Annotated in this window: 16 protein-coding genes; 6 read left to right on the top strand and 10 right to left on the bottom strand. The window is 71.2% G+C overall.

Annotated features, from left to right (window positions below; all coding sequences use genetic code 11):
* Positions 1 to 361: 361 nt before the first annotated feature.
* Positions 362 to 1,339, bottom strand: a complete 978-nt coding sequence (locus BMZ82_RS20870) for an ROK family protein (RefSeq protein ID WP_093777947.1) — start codon at positions 1,337 to 1,339, stop codon at positions 362 to 364.
* 231 nt (positions 1,340 to 1,570) lie between these two features.
* Between BMZ82_RS20870 and BMZ82_RS20865 the strand changes: the two genes are divergently transcribed.
* The 3 genes from BMZ82_RS20865 to BMZ82_RS20855 all read left to right on the top strand — a co-directional run bounded on the left by BMZ82_RS20865 (position 1,571) and on the right by BMZ82_RS20855 (position 3,829).
* The gene (locus BMZ82_RS20865) at positions 1,571 to 2,608 is read left to right on the top strand and encodes a LacI family DNA-binding transcriptional regulator (RefSeq protein WP_093777945.1); all 1,038 of its coding nucleotides are present in this window, start codon (positions 1,571 to 1,573) and stop codon (positions 2,606 to 2,608) included.
* Between the two features lie 7 nt (positions 2,609 to 2,615).
* Positions 2,616 to 3,353, top strand: coding sequence for a hypothetical protein (locus tag BMZ82_RS20860; RefSeq protein ID WP_093777943.1), 738 nt, complete (start codon positions 2,616 to 2,618; stop codon positions 3,351 to 3,353).
* Positions 3,354 to 3,439: 86 nt separating this feature from the next.
* A complete protein-coding gene (locus BMZ82_RS20855; RefSeq protein ID WP_093777941.1) occupies positions 3,440 to 3,829 on the top strand; it encodes a VOC family protein in 390 nt (129 codons plus the stop codon).
* On the opposite strand, the gene BMZ82_RS20850 is transcribed toward BMZ82_RS20855, so the two are convergent.
* Positions 3,830 to 5,140, bottom strand: coding sequence for a DUF6986 family protein (locus BMZ82_RS20850; protein ID WP_093777939.1), 1,311 nt, complete (start codon positions 5,138 to 5,140; stop codon positions 3,830 to 3,832).
* A 184-nt stretch (positions 5,141 to 5,324) separates the two neighbouring features.
* Here BMZ82_RS20850 and BMZ82_RS20845 point away from each other — a divergent pair, with 184 nt between their 5' ends.
* Positions 5,325 to 6,248 (top strand): endonuclease/exonuclease/phosphatase family protein, encoded by a 924-nt coding sequence (locus BMZ82_RS20845; RefSeq protein WP_093777937.1) that lies wholly within the window; start codon positions 5,325 to 5,327, stop codon positions 6,246 to 6,248.
* A 105-nt stretch (positions 6,249 to 6,353) separates the two neighbouring features.
* On the opposite strand, the gene BMZ82_RS20840 is transcribed toward BMZ82_RS20845, so the two are convergent.
* From BMZ82_RS20840 to BMZ82_RS20825, 4 genes are all read right to left on the bottom strand, one after another.
* The gene (locus BMZ82_RS20840; protein ID WP_093777935.1) at positions 6,354 to 7,316 is read right to left on the bottom strand and encodes an electron transfer flavoprotein subunit alpha/FixB family protein; all 963 of its coding nucleotides are present in this window, start codon (positions 7,314 to 7,316) and stop codon (positions 6,354 to 6,356) included.
* A gap of 51 nt (positions 7,317 to 7,367) precedes the next feature.
* On the bottom strand, positions 7,368 to 8,156 hold the full coding sequence (locus BMZ82_RS20835; RefSeq protein ID WP_093777933.1) for an electron transfer flavoprotein subunit beta/FixA family protein: 789 nt from the start codon (positions 8,154 to 8,156) through the stop codon (positions 7,368 to 7,370).
* Positions 8,157 to 8,374: 218 nt separating this feature from the next.
* Positions 8,375 to 8,887 carry a flavin reductase family protein gene (locus BMZ82_RS20830; RefSeq protein WP_093778034.1) on the bottom strand — a complete coding sequence of 171 codons (513 nt, stop codon included), beginning with the start codon at positions 8,885 to 8,887 and terminating at the stop codon, positions 8,375 to 8,377.
* Between the two features lie 214 nt (positions 8,888 to 9,101).
* The gene (locus BMZ82_RS20825) at positions 9,102 to 9,515 is read right to left on the bottom strand and encodes a TlpA family protein disulfide reductase (protein ID WP_093777931.1); all 414 of its coding nucleotides are present in this window, start codon (positions 9,513 to 9,515) and stop codon (positions 9,102 to 9,104) included.
* 76 nt (positions 9,516 to 9,591) lie between these two features.
* On the opposite strand from BMZ82_RS20825, the gene BMZ82_RS20820 reads away from it, so the two are divergent.
* Together BMZ82_RS20820 and BMZ82_RS20815 are read left to right on the top strand one after the other, a co-directional pair.
* Entirely contained in the window at positions 9,592 to 10,008 is a 417-nt protein-coding gene (locus BMZ82_RS20820) for a DUF4395 domain-containing protein (protein WP_093777929.1), read from the top strand.
* 216 nt (positions 10,009 to 10,224) lie between these two features.
* Positions 10,225 to 10,953 (top strand): lysophospholipid acyltransferase family protein, encoded by a 729-nt coding sequence (locus BMZ82_RS20815; protein WP_093777928.1) that lies wholly within the window; start codon positions 10,225 to 10,227, stop codon positions 10,951 to 10,953.
* Between the two features lie 55 nt (positions 10,954 to 11,008).
* Here the strand turns inward: BMZ82_RS20815 and BMZ82_RS20810 are convergent, their stop codons facing one another.
* The 4 genes from BMZ82_RS20810 to BMZ82_RS20795 all read right to left on the bottom strand — a co-directional run bounded on the left by BMZ82_RS20810 (position 11,009) and on the right by BMZ82_RS20795 (position 14,992).
* On the bottom strand, positions 11,009 to 11,602 hold the full coding sequence (locus BMZ82_RS20810; RefSeq protein WP_093777926.1) for a transglutaminase domain-containing protein: 594 nt from the start codon (positions 11,600 to 11,602) through the stop codon (positions 11,009 to 11,011).
* Between the two features lie 92 nt (positions 11,603 to 11,694).
* Positions 11,695 to 12,774, bottom strand: coding sequence for a threonine aldolase family protein (locus tag BMZ82_RS20805; RefSeq protein WP_093777924.1), 1,080 nt, complete (start codon positions 12,772 to 12,774; stop codon positions 11,695 to 11,697).
* Entirely contained in the window at positions 12,771 to 13,517 is a 747-nt protein-coding gene (locus BMZ82_RS20800; protein WP_093777922.1) for an SDR family NAD(P)-dependent oxidoreductase, read from the bottom strand. Before BMZ82_RS20800 ends, BMZ82_RS20805 begins: the two co-directional genes overlap by 4 nt.
* Positions 13,518 to 13,588: 71 nt before the next feature.
* The gene (locus BMZ82_RS20795; RefSeq protein ID WP_093777920.1) at positions 13,589 to 14,992 is read right to left on the bottom strand and encodes a DUF6421 family protein; all 1,404 of its coding nucleotides are present in this window, start codon (positions 14,990 to 14,992) and stop codon (positions 13,589 to 13,591) included.
* Positions 14,993 to 15,234: the final 242 nt, after the last annotated feature.

Below are 15,234 nucleotides of genomic sequence, written 5' to 3'. Positions count from 1 at the left end.
GAGCCGGGCCGCAGCCAGGCACCGGCACTCGCCCGTCGGCCACACACACGCGCGTGCACCCTTCCGCCACACCGACCACACCCCACGCAGCACCCGCACCCGCACCCGCCCGCCAGGCGCACCCGGTGGGCGGGGCACGCGCGCACGAGCACCCGTCCAGCGCACCTGCCCGGCACACACGCAAAGGCACTCGCCGGGCACATGCACAGGCACTGACCCAGCAACCTGCACCCGCCCACGTACCAGCACCGGCACCGGCACCGGCACCGGCACTCGCCCAGCACACCCCTCGCCCCGCCCACCACAACGCGGAAAGGCCGGAACGTTCCTTCAGGCGTGGCCGATCAAGGGGGTGGGCCGATCAGACCCCCGCCACCGCAGCCCCCGCCCCAGCGTTTCCTCCCGATCCCGCCCTCCCCGCCAGCGCCGCAGCCGCCGCACCCACCAGCCCCGCGTCCGTGCCCATCTGTGCCGGTGCGATTGTCAGGCGCTGGACGAAGGACAGCGTGGCGTAGTCGCGGAGGGCGCGGCGCAGGGGGGCGAAGAGGACCTCGCCCGCCTTGCCCACGCCTCCGCCGATCACCGCGATGTCGATCTCGACGAGGGTCGCGGTGGCCGCGATGCCGGCGGCCAGGGCCTGCGCGGCCCGTTCGAAGGAGGCCACGGCGACCGGGTCGCCCGCGCGGGCGGCGGCGGCCACCGCGGCCGCGGACGTGTCGCCGTCGGGGCCGGGCAGCCAGCCGTTCTCCAGGGCCCGCCGGGCGATGTTGGGGCCGCTGGCGATGCGCTCGACACAGCCGCGCCCACCGCACGGGCACGGGTCGCCGTCGAGCTCGACGGCGATGTGGCCGATGTGACCCGCGTTGCCGGTGGGACCGGGGTGCAGCCGGCCGCCCAGGACCAGGCCGCCGCCGACGCCGGTGGAGACCACCATGCACAGCGCGTTGTCGTGGCCGCGGGCAGCGCCCTGCCAGTGTTCGGCGGCCGTGATCGCCACGCCGTCGCCGATCAGCTCGACCGGGAGGTCCCCGGTCGCGGCCCGCACCCGGCGGACGAGCGGATAGTCCCGCCAGCCCGGCACGTTCACCGGGCTGACCGTGCCCGCGGAGGCGTCCACCGGGCCCGCGCTGCCGATGCCGACGGCGTGCACGCGCCCCCACAGCGGCGACCCCGTCAGCTCCCCGAGCACCTCCTCGACGGCCCGCATCACGGTGTCGCCGTCCTCCTGTGCCGGCGTGGCGCGCTGCGCGCGGGCCAGGATCGTGCCGTCGCCGTCCACCAGCGCTCCGGCGATCTTGGTGCCGCCGATGTCGAGCGCGGCCACGAGGTCGGTGTGCATCAGTCTGGTTTCTCCCGGTCCACCATGGAAAAGAGCTGGCCGGTCCAGCGGTGGGGACGCGGGCCGGAGTTTGCGGTGGACAGTGTCTCCCGCATCTGACAACGTTGTCCAGGCTCTATGCTCGACGCCACATCCTCATACACCCACCAGGACCCACGCATCCCGTCCACAAACACCCTTGGACGGCGTGCGGAGCCGACCCCGGTGGACGACAGGACAGGACCCAGCATCGTGCCCGAGACGCAGCGCAGGCCCGAGAGCCGCTACGGCAACCGTCCCACCATGAAGGACGTCGCCGCTCGCGCCGGAGTCGGCCTGAAGACGGTCTCGCGCGTGGTGAACGGCGAGCCCGGGGTCACGCCCGAGACGGAACGGCGGGTCCAGGAGTCCATCGACGCGCTGGGCTTCCGGCGCAACGACAGCGCACGGGTGCTGCGCAAGGGCCGTACGGCCAGCATCGGCCTGGTCCTGGAGGATCTCGCCGACCCGTTCTACGGGCCGCTCAGCCGCGCGGTGGAGGAGGTCGCCCGGGCGCACGGCGCGCTGCTCATCAACGGTTCCAGCGCCGAGGACCCGGACCGTGAGCAGGAACTGGCGCTGGCGCTGTGCGCGCGCCGCGTGGACGGTCTGGTGGTGATCCCGGCCGGTGACGACCACCGGTATCTGGAGCCCGAGATCAAGGCGGGGGTCGCCACGGTCTTCGTCGACCGGCCGGCCGGGCGGATCGACGCCGACTGCGTCCTGTCGGACAACTTCGGCGGCGCCCGCGCGGGCGTGGCCCACCTCGTGGCGCACGGGCACCGCCGGATCGGCTTCATCGGTGACATGCCGCGCATCCACACCGCCGCGGAGCGCCTGCGGGGCTACCGCACGGCGATGCGGGAGGCCGGGATACCCGTCGAGGACGCCTGGATGTCGCTGGGGATCACCGATCCGCCGCGGGTGCGCCGGGCGGCCGAGCGGATGCTGTCGGGGCCCGAGCCGGTCACGGCGGTCTTCTCGGGCAACAACCGGGTGACGGTCACCGTGATCCGGGTGCTGGCCGAGCAGGCCCGCCCGGTCGCTCTGGTGGCCTTCGACGACCTGGAGCTCGCCGATCTGCTCCAGCCGGGGGTCACGGTGATCGCGCAGGACGCGGCGGCGCTGGGCCGTACCGCCGCCGAGCGGCTGTTCCGGCAGTTGGACGGCACCCTGTTCGCTCCCGAGCGCATCGAACTGCCGACCCGGCTCGTCGCCCGCGGCTCGGGCGAGCTGCCGCCGGCGGACTGAGGCGCGTATGGACGACCGTGGCGAGCACCGCACGCTGGAGGCGCTGGGTCTGGCGGACGCGCCCCGCGACCGTCCGCTGAGCTATCCCGGTGCCTGGCCGGCCGGGTCCGGGCTGCTCGACGGGGACCGGCTGCTGCCGCTGGAGCGTCTGACCCATCCCGGCCGGACCCCCGTGGTGGCCGTCGGTTCCAACGCCAGCCCCGCCCAACTGCGGCACAAGATGGCCGAGTTCGGGATCACCTCGCCCGTCCCGATGGTGCGGGCCCGGGTGACGGGCCTCGACGTGGGCGTCTCGGCGCACGTCAGCCGTCTCGGCTATGTGTCCGCGTCCCCCGTCAACGCCCCTGACGTCACACGGGAGTTGTTCGTGATCTGGCTGGACGCGGCACAACTCGCGGTAGTCGACGCGACGGAGCCGAACTACGACCGCGTCCTGCTGCCGACGTCGGGCTTCCGGATCGAGCTGGAGGACGGTCAGGCGCTCCCCGGTGCGTTCGCGTACGTGAACCACCATGGCGTGCTGCACGACGGCGCCGGTGTTCCGCGCGGCCATCCCGGGCAGCGTGCCCTGATCACCGAACTCCTCGCGGGCTCACCGGCGTTGCGGCGTCTGTTCGGGGCGACCCCGGAGGAGTTCTGCGCCCGGGCCCGGGCCGACGCGCGGCTGTGCGAGCGGGGCACCCGGCTGTTCGCACAGGAGAAGCTGGTGACCGATTCCGGTCTGGAGCATCTGCGCGTCCGTTAGGGTGATCGGACGGCATCGCGTGTCGGTCACCGACCGGGTGAGGCATGGAGGTGCCCGTGAGTTTGCCTTACGGAGGCATTCCACACATGTCAGTCGAGCTGAACCACACCATCGTCCACTCCCGTGACAACCGGGAGTCCGCCGAGTTCCTCGCCCACGTCCTGGGACTCGAAGTCGGGGCCGAGTGGGGCCCGTTCGTCCCGGTCGAGACGGCCAACAAGGTCACCCTGGACTTCGCCACCCTCCCGGCCGAGTCGATCGTCATCCAGCACTACGCGTTCCTCGTCTCGGACGAGGAGTTCGACGCGGCCTTCGAGCGGATCAAGCAGGCCGGGATCACGTACTTCGCGGATCCGCACCGCAGGCAGCCCGGTGAGATCAACCACCACCACGGCGGCCGGGGCCTGTACTTCATGGATCCCGCGGGGCACATCATGGAGATCATCACGGCCCCGTACACGTTCCCCGCGCCGTAGTCACCCTCGAGGGCCGGTGACCGTCAGATCGCCCCGGCGCGGGGCCGCGAAGCCCTCCAGGGCCGCCCGGGTCAGGCCGGTCGCGCCGGTGACCTCGGCGAGGTCGAGGGCGCCGCAGTCCAGGCCGCGCAGCAGGTAGCCGCCGAGGGCCTTGGCGGTCGCCGGTTCGTCCATGACGTCGCCGCCGGCCCGGTTGGCGTACCGGGACAGGCGCTCGGCGGCCTGGGCGAAGCCCTCGCGGTAGAAGGCGAAGACGGCCGCGTAGCGGGTGGGGATGTGGCCGGGGTGCATGTCCCAGCCCTGGTAGTAGGCGCGGGCCAGGGCGCGGCGGGTGAGGCCGTAGTGCAGCCGCCAGGCGTCGTGGACGTTCGCGGTCGGGCCGACCGGCAGCACGTTCGTGGAGCCGTCCGAGACGCGGACGCCGGTGCCGGCCGCGGCGACCTGCATGACCGCCTTGGCGTGGTCGGCGGCCGGGTGGTCGCTGGCCTGGTAGGCGGCGGAGACGCCGAGGCAGGCGCTGTAGTCGAAGGTGCCGTAGTGCAGGCCGGTGGCGCGGCCCTCGGCCGCCTGGATCATGCGGGCGACCGTGGCGGTGCCGTCGGTGGCCAGGATGGACTGGCTGGTCTCGATCTGGATCTCGAAGCCGAGCCGCCCGGCGTCGAGCCCGCGCGCCTTCTCGAAGGCCTCCAGGAGCCGGACCATGGCGGTGACCTGCTCCGGGTAGGTGACCTTGGGGAGGGTGAGGACGAGGCCGTCGGGCAGGCCGCCGGACTCCATCAGGCCGGTGAGGAAGACGTCGAGGGTGCGGATGCCGCGGTCGCGTACGGCGGCCTCCATGCACTTCATGCGGATGCCCATGTACGGGGCCGCGGTGCCCTTGGCGTACGCCTCGGCGATGAGGCGGGCCGCGCGGGCGGCCGTCTCGTCCTCCTCGGCGTCCGGGCGGGGGCCGTAGCCGTCCTCGAAGTCGACCCGGAGGTCCTCGATGGGCTCGCGCTCCAGTTTGGCCCGCACGCGCCCGTACACGGGCTCGGCGAGGTCGTCCGACAGGCCGAGGACGGCGGCGAAGGACGCGGCGTCCGGGGCGTGCTCGTCGAGGGCGGCGAGGGCCCGGTCGCCCCAGGAGCGGATCGTGTCGGCGCCGAAGGCGTCGCCGGGGACGTAGACGGTGTGGACGGGCTGTCGGGTGCCGGGGTCCCCGGGGTAGCGGCGGTCGAGTTCGGCGTCGACCGGGACGAGGGACGCGCTGATCTCGTCGCTGACGGCGCCCGCGAGGCTCGTCGCCACCGTCTCCTGCTGGCCCTGACCCATTCCACACCCTCCAATTTTCCGCTTTACGGAATAAAGTATCCGCAGAATGAAGTTATCCGGGGATCTTCCGGCAGGTCAACACCCTGTCCACGGCATGGTCCCCTCGCGTTCACCGCCGCACCCACGCCCTCTTCCGCACAATGGTTCACCCCTTCATCCTTGCTCACGGGACGAGGGGGGACACATGACGGGCAGCGGTGGGCCGACCCGGCGGGCGGGACTGAGAACGATGGTGGGCGCGGTGGTCGCCCTGCCGCTGCTCGGCACGGCCGGGGCCTCGGCCGCCCGCCACCAGCGCGCACCGTCCGAGACGCTCGTGCGCGCGCCCGTGCCGCCGCTGGAGGTCATGACGTTCAACCTCCGTTACGCGTCGGCCCAGGAGCCCAACAGTTGGGCGGACCGCCGTCCGGTGATGCGCGCGCTGTTACGCTGGGCGGCTCCGCACGTCATCGGCACCCAGGAGGGCCAGCCGCCGCAGTTGCGGGACATCGAGGCCGACCTCGGGCCGCACTACGACTGGATCGGCACGAGCCGTGGCGGCGGCGACGAGGAGTCGATGGCCGTCTTCTACGACACGCGCCGGCTCGCCCCGGCCGACTACGGGCACTTCTGGCTCTCCGACACGCCCGAGGTGCGCGGCTCCAACACCTGGGGCGGGGGCCATCCCCGCATGGTCACCTGGGTGCGCTTTCGTGATCTGCGGGCGCGGGGGCGGGAGTTCCATGTCCTCAACACCCATCTCGACAACGCCAGCCAGTACGCGCGCGTGCGCTCCGCCGACCTGATCGCCGAGCGGCTCGCCGGGTTCGACCGCTCCCTGCCGCTGCTGCTGACCGGCGACTTCAACGTCGTGGCCCACGACAATCCGGTCTACGACACCCTGCTGGCCGCCGGCCTCGTCGACACCTGGGACGCGGCACGCGCGCGTGGCGGGGCGTACGCGACGTTCCACGGGTACAAGGCGCTCACGCCGGGCGGGGACCGCATCGACTGGATCCTGGCCACGCCGGGCGTCACGGTCCACCGGGAGTGGACCGACCCCTGCACCGTGAACGGCCAGTACCCGAGCGACCACCTGCCGGTGCAGGCCTCCCTGAGCCTGGGATGAGCCCTGCGCGTGAACCTTGAACCCGGGTCCGGAACGGGCCGAGGCCCCCGTGACCGGTGTGGTCGCGGGGGCCTCGGGCAGTCGTGCGAGGCGACTGTCGGGGGATCAGCCCTTGCGGGTGTTGATCTCCTCGGTGAGCTGCGGGACGACGTCGAAGAGGTCGCCGACCACGCCGTAGTCGACGAGGTCGAAGATCGGGGCCTCGGCGTCCTTGTTGACGGCCACGATGGTCTTCGAGGTCTGCATGCCCGCGCGGTGCTGGATCGCGCCGGAGATGCCGTTGGCGATGTAGAGCTGCGGCGACACGGACTTGCCGGTCTGGCCGACCTGGTTGGTGTGCGGGTACCAGCCGGCGTCCACGGCGGCGCGGGAGGCGCCGACGGCCGCGCCGAGGGAGTCGGCGAGGGCCTCGATGATCGCGAAGTTCTCCGCACCGTTGACGCCACGCCCGCCGGAAACCACGATCGCGGCCTCGGTCAGCTCCGGACGACCTGTCGACTCACGCGGCGTGCGGCCGGTGACCTTGGTGCCGGTGGCCTGCGCGGAGAAGGTCACCGCGAGGGCCTCGACGGCGCCCGCGGCCGGGGCGGCCTCGACGGCGGCGCTGTTGGGCTTGACGGTGATGACCGGGGTGCCCTTGGAGACGCGGGTCTTGGTGGTGAAGGACGCGGCGAACACCGACTGGGTGGCCACCGGGCCCTCGTCGCCGGCCTCGAGGTCGACGGCGTCGGTGATGATGCCGGAGCCGATGCGCAGCGCGAGGCGGGCGGCGATCTCCTTGCCCTCCGCGGAGGACGGGACGAGCACGGCGGCCGGGGACACTGCGGCGACGGCGGCCTGCAGCGCGTCCACCTTCGGTACGACGAGGTAGTCGGCGTACTCGGACGCGTCGTGGGTCAGCACCTTGACGGCGCCGTGCTCGGCGAGCGCGGCGGCGGTGTTCTCGGCGCCCGAGCCGAGGGCGACGGCGACCGGCTCGCCGATGCGGCGGGCCAGCGTCAGCAGCTCCAGGGTGGGCTTGCGGACGGCGCCGTCCACGTGGTCGACATAGACGAGGACTTCAGCCATGGGATTTGCTCTCCTGCGAAACGAAGTTGAGGGGCGGTCGGCGAGGGGCCTTTAGATGAACTTCTGGCCCGCGAGGAACTCGGCGAGCTGCTTGCCGCCCTCGCCCTCGTCCTTGACGATCGTGCCCGCGGTGCGGGCCGGACGCTCGGTCGCGGAGTCGACCGCGGTCCAGGCGCCCTCCAGGCCGACTTCCTCGGCCTCCAGGTCCAGGTCGGAGAGGTCCCAGGACTGAACCGGCTTCTTCTTGGCGGCCATGATGCCCTTGAAGGACGGGTAACGCGCCTCGCCCGACTGGTCGGTGACCGACACGACGGCCGGCAGGGCGGCCTCGAGCTGCTCGGAGGCGGCGTCGCCGTCCCGGCGGCCCTTGACGGTGCCGTCCTCGACGGAGACCTCGGAGAGCAGGGTGACCTGCGGGACGCCCAGGCGCTCGGCCAGCAGGGCCGGGACGATGCCGGCGGTGCCGTCGGTGGAGGCCATGCCGGAGATGACCAGGTCGTAACCGGCCTTCTCGATGGCCTTGGCCAGCACCAGGGAGGTGCCGATGGCGTCGGTGCCGTGCAGGTCGTCGTCCTCGACGTGGATCGCCTTGTCGGCGCCCATGGAAAGGGCCTTGCGGAGCGCGTCCTTGGCGTCCTCGGGGCCCACCGTCAGGACGGTGATCTCCACGTCGTCGTCCGAGTTCTCGGAGATCTGCAGCGCCTGCTCGACCGCGTACTCGTCGAGCTCGGAGAGCAGACCGTCCACGTCGTCCCGGTCGACGGTCAGGTCATCGGCGAAGTGCCGGTCGCCAGTGGCGTCGGGCACAAACTTCACAGTGACAACGATCCTCAAGCTCACGCCGGCTCTCCTACTGCATCGTCAGTTCTCGGCTGCCTTCTTCCAGGCAGCATAGGCTCCACAAGCGGCCGATCCCGGTCGGGGCGACCCGCGCACCGAACGAAATATTACTCGCCAGTACACCCAGTTCGTACCCGCTAAGCAAGCGCTTTGAACTGTGACCTTCGCAACGCAGCGTAACCGGAACTCGACGGCTTCGCAGGAGAGCGGTCCAGTGATCAATCCCGCAGGGCGGTGAACCGACCCTGGTGGTAGAGCAGCGGACGGCCCGCGCCCTCGGGGTCGCCCAGGACGACTTCGGCCAGCACGATGCGGTGATCCCCGGCGGGCACGCGCGCGACGACCCGGCACACCAACCACGCGAGCACGCCGTCCAGGACGGGCACGCCCTCGGGGCCCTCCCGCCAGCCGGTCGGCGCGCCGAAGCGGTCGGCGCCGCTCCTGGCGAAGGTGGCGGCCAGCGCCTGCTGGTGCTCGCCGAGTATGTGCACGCCCACATGCCCGGCCCGGGAGATCGCCGGCCAACTGGAGGCGCCGGTGCCGACGCCGAAGGAGAGCAGCGGGGGTTCGGCGGAGACGGAGCTGAGGGAGGTGGCGGTGAAACCGACCGGACCGCCCTCACCTGCGGCGGTGATCACGGCGACGCCGGCCGCGTGCCGCCGGAAGACGGAGCGCAGGAGATCGGGGGAGGCGAGCTGAGGGGCGTCGAGATCGGGCGGCGTGGCCGTCATGGAGTTGTCCTTCTGCGGGAGCGGGAAGTGGCGGGCCTGGCCGTGGGTGCTCAACAGGCCGGACAGCGCGCGCTCGCGGTACGGACCAGGTCGACGTGGGCCCGTCCGTGGAGAAGGAGTTCCTCAGGCATACGGTCAGGCTGACGACGGGTGGCCCGCGCAGTCAAGTACGTTCCGGTTTCTGGGAGATGCCTCACCGTCCCCCTGGAGAGGGTCACACCGCCTTCCCCAGGGCCGCGATGACATCCGCCTTGCGGGGCTGACCGGTTGCGCGCCGGACGATCCGGCCGTCGGCGTCGAGGACCAGGACGGTCGGGGTCTTGAGGATGCCGAGTTCGCGGACGAGGTCGAGGTGCGCCTCGGCGTCGATCTCGATGTGGGCGACTCCGGGCACCACGCCCGCCACTTCGCCGAGGACCCGGCGGGTCGCCCGGCAGGGCGCGCAGAAGGCGCTGGAGAACTGCAGGAGCGTGGCCCGCTCACCGAATTCACCGCCGATCCGGTCCGCCCCGAGCCGCTTGCCGTCGTCGCGCCCACGCACGCGTACCCTCCCGCTCCGCCGCCGTTGCAGCACTCCGTAGGCGCTCGCCGCCACGAGCACCGCCACGCACACCATCAGTCCGGTCATCAGCCGCTCCAGCGTTCATGAGACTGCAAAGATTCCCGGACCCAGGAATCGCCGCCGTTGCGGAATGCTTCATTCCATGGACATCGACGCGAGAGGCCCGCGGTTCGGGGCCGCCGTGACGACCGTAGTACTCGCGGTCGCACTGATCACCGGCAGCGCCTGGCCGCTGGCCTGGCAGACGCTGGCCTTCGCGCTCGGCGCGGCGGGCGGGGTGGCGCGCTCGCCGTACGGCTGGGTGTTCCGCACCGCCGTGCGGCCGCGGCTCGGGCCGCCGACCGCGTTCGAGGCTCCGCAGCCGCCGCGGTTCGCGCAGGCGGTGGGGCTGCTGTTCGCGGGCTTCGGCCTCGTCGGCCTCACCCTGGGGCCCGGCTGGCTGGGCCTCGCGGCGACCGGCGCGGCGCTGGCGGCCGCGTTCCTGAATGCCGCTTTCGGGTACTGCCTCGGCTGCGAGATGTACCTGCTCGTACGGCGCGTCGCGGTTCGCGCAGAGTAAAGAAGACTTAAAAGGCCGAGGTGGATCAAGGGGGTGGGGCAAGGGTGTGGCTCAGGGGGGTTGACGTGACAAGAATCTCGCCGCCGCCGGGCACCAGGGCTGGCTCCCCGGCCGTTCTTGGGGCACGATCTGCGAGATGCCGTAAACCTACGGCTGCGTAACTTTGTCGTCGGGAGCATCTTCCCCGGCAAAGAGAAGGAAGGGTTCGCCCCACCCATGGCAGAGCTTGTCTACCGTCCCGCCGTCGGCCTCGCCCAGACGCTGTTTAAGGTCTGGGACCTCAAGATCGACTGCCAGGGGTCGGAGAACATCCCGCGCTCGGGCGGAGCCGTGCTGGTGAGCAACCACATCAGCTACCTCGACTTCATCTTCGACGGCCTGGCCGCGCTCCCGCAGAAACGTCTCGTTCGCTTCATGGCGAAAGACGCCGTCTTCCGCCACAAGATCTCCGGTCCGCTGATGCGCGGTATGAAGCACATCCCGGTCGACCGCAACCAGGGCGAGACGGCGTACGCGCACGCCCTGGAGTCGCTGCGCTCGGGTGAGATCGTCGGGGTCTTCCCCGAGGCGACGATCTCGCAGTCGTTCTGCCTGAAGAGCTTCAAGTCGGGTGCCGCCCGGATGGCCCAGGAAGCGGGCGTCCCGCTGATCCCGGTGGCCCTGTGGGGCACGCAGCGACTGTGGACCAAGGGGCACCCGCGCAACTTCAAGCGCAGCCACACCCCGGTCACCATCCGCGTCGGCGAGGCCATCGAGGCCTCCCGCGACAAGTACGCGGGCGCCATCACCCGGCAACTGCGCGAGCGCGTCCAGGAGCTCCTGGAGGCCGCTCAGCGCGCCTACCCCGTCCGCCCCAAGGACACGAGCGACACGTGGTGGATGCCGGCCCACCTGGGCGGCACTGCGCCGACACCGGAACAGGTCCGCGAGGCCGAGACCCGCTGACGGCACCGGGGGTCGGCCTCGTCGGCGTCCCCGCGCGGGGCGGCGGCGGGGGTGCTCACAGGGATGTGGGGAGCGTCCGCCAGAGGTGGGGGCGGTCCGTGGCGGCCTGGAGCGCGTTCAGGACGGCCGGGTGGGGTGCGGCGTACAGGACGGGATGGTCCAGCTCGCCCGCTTCGGGGTCGGGCAGGAAGGCCAGTCGCTCGCCGTCCAGGGAGAACCGCGCGTCCACGCCCGGCTTGTTGCCGCGTGGATCCTGGCGGTGCCAGGCCCCGTTGAAGCGCACGGCGACGAGTCCGTGGACGGCGTACCCGTCGCCCTCGTCGTGCGCCAGCCGCTGGTAGCACAGCGCGGTCGGGATGTCCTCGGCCCGCAGCAGGGCGGCCAGCGCGTGGGCCTTGGCGTAGCAGATGCCCGTCCCCCGCTCCAGTACGTCCGAGGCGCGCCAGGTCACGCGCGGGTCGCCGGCGTCCTGCGAGTGGGGAATGGTGTCGCGGACGAAGTCAAACGCCAGACGTGCATAGACATACGAGTCCGTCGCGCCCTCCGCGAGACGCGCGGCCGTGGCCCGCACCAGCGGGTGGTGATGGTCGATGGCCTCGTCAGCGGCGAGATACGCGGACAGGTCGGGGTTCTCCTGGATCAGCTCCATGGCCGCAGAGCATAAATATGCGATCACCTGGGAGTCAATTCATTTCCAGGTGATCGCATATTTATGCATCGAACGTCATGTCTGCGGCACCGCTAGCCCGCCATCTCCTCCTTGACCGCCGCCACGAACGCGTCGACGTCCTCCTCGGTCGTGTCGAACGCGCACATCCAGCGCACGTCCCCCGCCGCCTCGTCCCAGAAGTAGAACCGGAACCGCTTCTGCAGCCGCACGCTCACGTCGTGCGGGAGCCGGGCGAAGACGCCGTTGGCCTGGACCGGGTGGAGGATCTCCACGCCGTGCACGGCCCGCACGCCCTCCGCCAGCCGCTGGGCCATCTCGTTGGCGTGGCGGGCGTTGCGCAGCCAGAGGTCCTTGGCGAACAGGGCCTCCAACTGCACCGACACGAAGCGCATCTTGGAGGCGAGCTGCATGGACAGCTTGCGCAGGTGCTTCATGTGGCTGACGGCGTCCTGGTCGATGACGACGACCGCCTCCCCGAACAGCGCGCCGTTCTTCGTGCCGCCCAGGGAGAGGATGTCGACGCCGACCGCGTTGGTGAACGTCCGCATCGGGACGTCCAGGGAGGCCGCCGCGTTGGCTATGCGGGAGCCGTCCAGGTGGACCTTCATGCCGTGCCCGTGGGCGTGGTCGCAGATCGCGCGGATCTCGTCCGGCGTGTAGAGGGTGCCGAGCTCCGTGCTCTGGGTGATCGAGACGACCTGCGGCATCGCGCGGTGCTCGTCCTCCCAGCCCCAGGCCTGCCGGTCGATCAGCTCGGGCGTCAGCTTGCCGTCGGGTGTCGGGACGGTGAGCAGCTTCAGGCCGCCCATGCGCTCGGGAGCGCCGCCCTCGTCGACGTTGATGTGGGCGCTCTCGGCGCAGATCACCGCTCCCCAGCGGTCGGTGACCGCCTGGAGCGCGAGGACGTTGGCGCCGGTGCCGTTGAAGACCGGGAAGGCCTCCGCCGTGGCCCCGAAGTGGCGCCGGACGATCCCCTGGAGGTTCTCGGTGTAGTCGTCCTCGCCGTACGCCACCTGGTGGCCGCCGTTGGCCAGGGCCAGGGCGGCCAGCACCTCCGGGTGGGCTCCGGCGTAGTTGTCGCTGGCGAAACCGCGTACGTCGGGGTCGTGATGGCGACGAGCCTGCGTGAAAGCGGTCTTCGGGGGGATCACGGCTGGTCGGTGAGCCACAGACGCTGTCCGTTCGCTTCGGGGGCGGACTTCTCCCAGACTCCGGCGATGGCCTCGGCCAGATCGTCGACGTCGGTGAAGCCCGCGAACTTCGCGTTGGGTCGATCGGCGCGCATCGCGTCGTGCACCAGCGCCTTCACCACCAGGATGGCAGCCGCGGACGTGGGCCCCTGGGCGCCCCCGGCCTTGTGGAAGGCGTCGGCGAGCGCGAGGGTCCAGGCCTCGGCGGCGGCCTTGGCGGCGGCGTAGGCGGCGTTGCCGGCGGTGGGCTTCGACGCGCCGGCCGCGCTGATCAGCACATACCGGCCGCGCTCGCTGCGCTGCAGGCCCTCGAAGAAGGCCAGCGAGGTGTGCTGCACGGTCTTGACGAGCAGCAGCTCCAGGAAGTCCCAGTCGTCGAGGCTGGTCTTGACGAACGTCTCGCTGCCGCGCCAGCCGCCCACGAGGTGGACCAGGCCGTCGACGCGGCCGAAGTCGTTCTCGATACGGGCGGCCCACTCCTGCGTCGACTTCAGGTCCAGCAGGTCGACGGTGTCGCCGGTGACGCTGGCGCCGCCGGCCTCGTAGCGCGCGTGGTCGACGGCCTCCGCCAGGCGCTCGGGGTCGTTGTCCGAGCCGACGACGGTCGCGCCCTGCCGGGCGAGCTTGAGCAGTGCCGCCCGGCCGGCGGGTCCGCCCGCACCGGCCACCGCGATCACCGCACCGCTGAGAGCACCGTTCCCCATGGTCTTCGCCTCCTGAGCAGTGTTCTGCTCGGCAGCGTTCTGCGGAGCAGTGTTCTCGGTTCGCAGGTCGCTCACGCGGCGATCCGCTCGGCAGTGTCCCCCGTGATGCCCCGGGTGGAGGCGATCACGTTCTTCAGCCTTTTGGACAGTGCCTCATAGAACATGCTCAGCGGAAACTCGTCCGGAAGCACGTCATCGACGAGTTTGCGCGGCGGCTGGGTCAGGTCCAGGGCGTCGGGGCCCTTGGCCCACCGGGAGCCCGGGTGCGGGGCGAGGTAGGTGGAGACCAGCTCGTAGGCCTTGAACCAGTGGACGAGCTTGGGGCGGTCGATGCCGGCGCGGTAGAGGTCCTCGATCTCGGCGCAGAGCTGGTTGGTGACCTCGGGGGCGCGCTGCCAGTCGATGTGCAGCTTGTTGTCGGTCCAGCGGACGACGTCGTGCTTGTGCAGGTAGGCGAAGAGGAGCTGGCCGCCGAGGCCGTCGTAGTTGCGCACGCGCTCGCCGGTGACCGGGAAGCGGAACATGCGGTCGAAGAGCACCGCGTACTGCACGTCACGGGCCTGCGGGAGGTCGACGCCGTCCGACTCCAGCTTCACGGCCTCCTTGAAGGCGGTGAGGTCGCAGCGCAGCTCCTCCAGGCCGTACATCCAGAACGGCTGGCGCTGCTTGATCATGAACGGGTCGAAGGGCAGGTCGCCGTGGCTGTGGGTGCGGTCGTGGACCATGTCCCACAGGACGAAGGCGTCCTCGCAGCGCTTCTGGTCGTGGACCATGGCGGCGATGTCCTCGGGCAGCTCCATGCCCAGGATGCCGACGGCGGCGTCGGTGACGCGGCGGAAGCGGGCGGCTTCGCGGTCGCAGAAGATACCGCCCCAGGAGAAACGTTCCGGCGCTTCGCGTACGGCGATGGTCTCCGGGAAGAGGACGGCGGAGTTGGTGTCGTAGCCGGCCGTGAAGTCCTCGAAGGTGATGCCGCAGAAGAGCGGGTTGTCGTACCGGGTGCGCTCCAGCTCGGCCAGCCACTCCGGCCAGACCATACGCAGTACGACGGCTTCCAGGTTGCGGTCCGGGTTGCCGTTCTGCGTGTACATGGGGAAGACGACGAGATGCTGGAGCCCGTCCGCACGGCCGGCGGCCGGCTGGAAGGCCAGCAGCGAGTCGAGGAAGTCCGGCACCTCGAAGCCGCCGTCGGCCCAGGTCCGCAGGTCGGCGGCGAGGGCCCGGTGGTAGTCGGCGTCGTGCGGGAGCAGCGGGGACAGCTCCGCGACGGCCTCGATCACGGCGCGGACGACCTGCTCGGCGTCCGTGCGCTGCGGTGCGCCCTCGGCCGCGAAGTCGATCGATCCGTCCTTCGCCTGCCAGGGCCGGATCCGCTCCACGGCATCCTTGAGCACGCGCCACGCCGGGTGCTCCACCACCCTGGTCGCCGGAGGAACCCGCTCCTCCGTAGCTGCCCGCACAAGAATTTCCGTCATGTCCCATCCTCCACTGGAGAACCTCGCGTCAGGACACCGTATGCATATGAGGTTTCCTCCAGCAAGTGGATCCTCGGGAGATTATCCTGCGCGCTCGCATCTTCACCGCACTTTTTCCTGCCTGAAACCGAAGGAGCGAATACTTCCTCTTCGGCTGGGTAGTGGACGGCGTCGCGCGCACCTCGTGGCGGGCCGGCATGCCTACACGTGTCCCTGGCGGGCAGGGGTCGTTAGGCTGCGAG

Source organism: Streptomyces sp. yr375, assembly GCF_900110755.1.
Taxonomy (GTDB): Bacteria; Actinomycetota; Actinomycetes; order Streptomycetales; family Streptomycetaceae; genus Streptomyces.
This window is presented reverse-complemented; position numbering and strand designations above follow the sequence as displayed.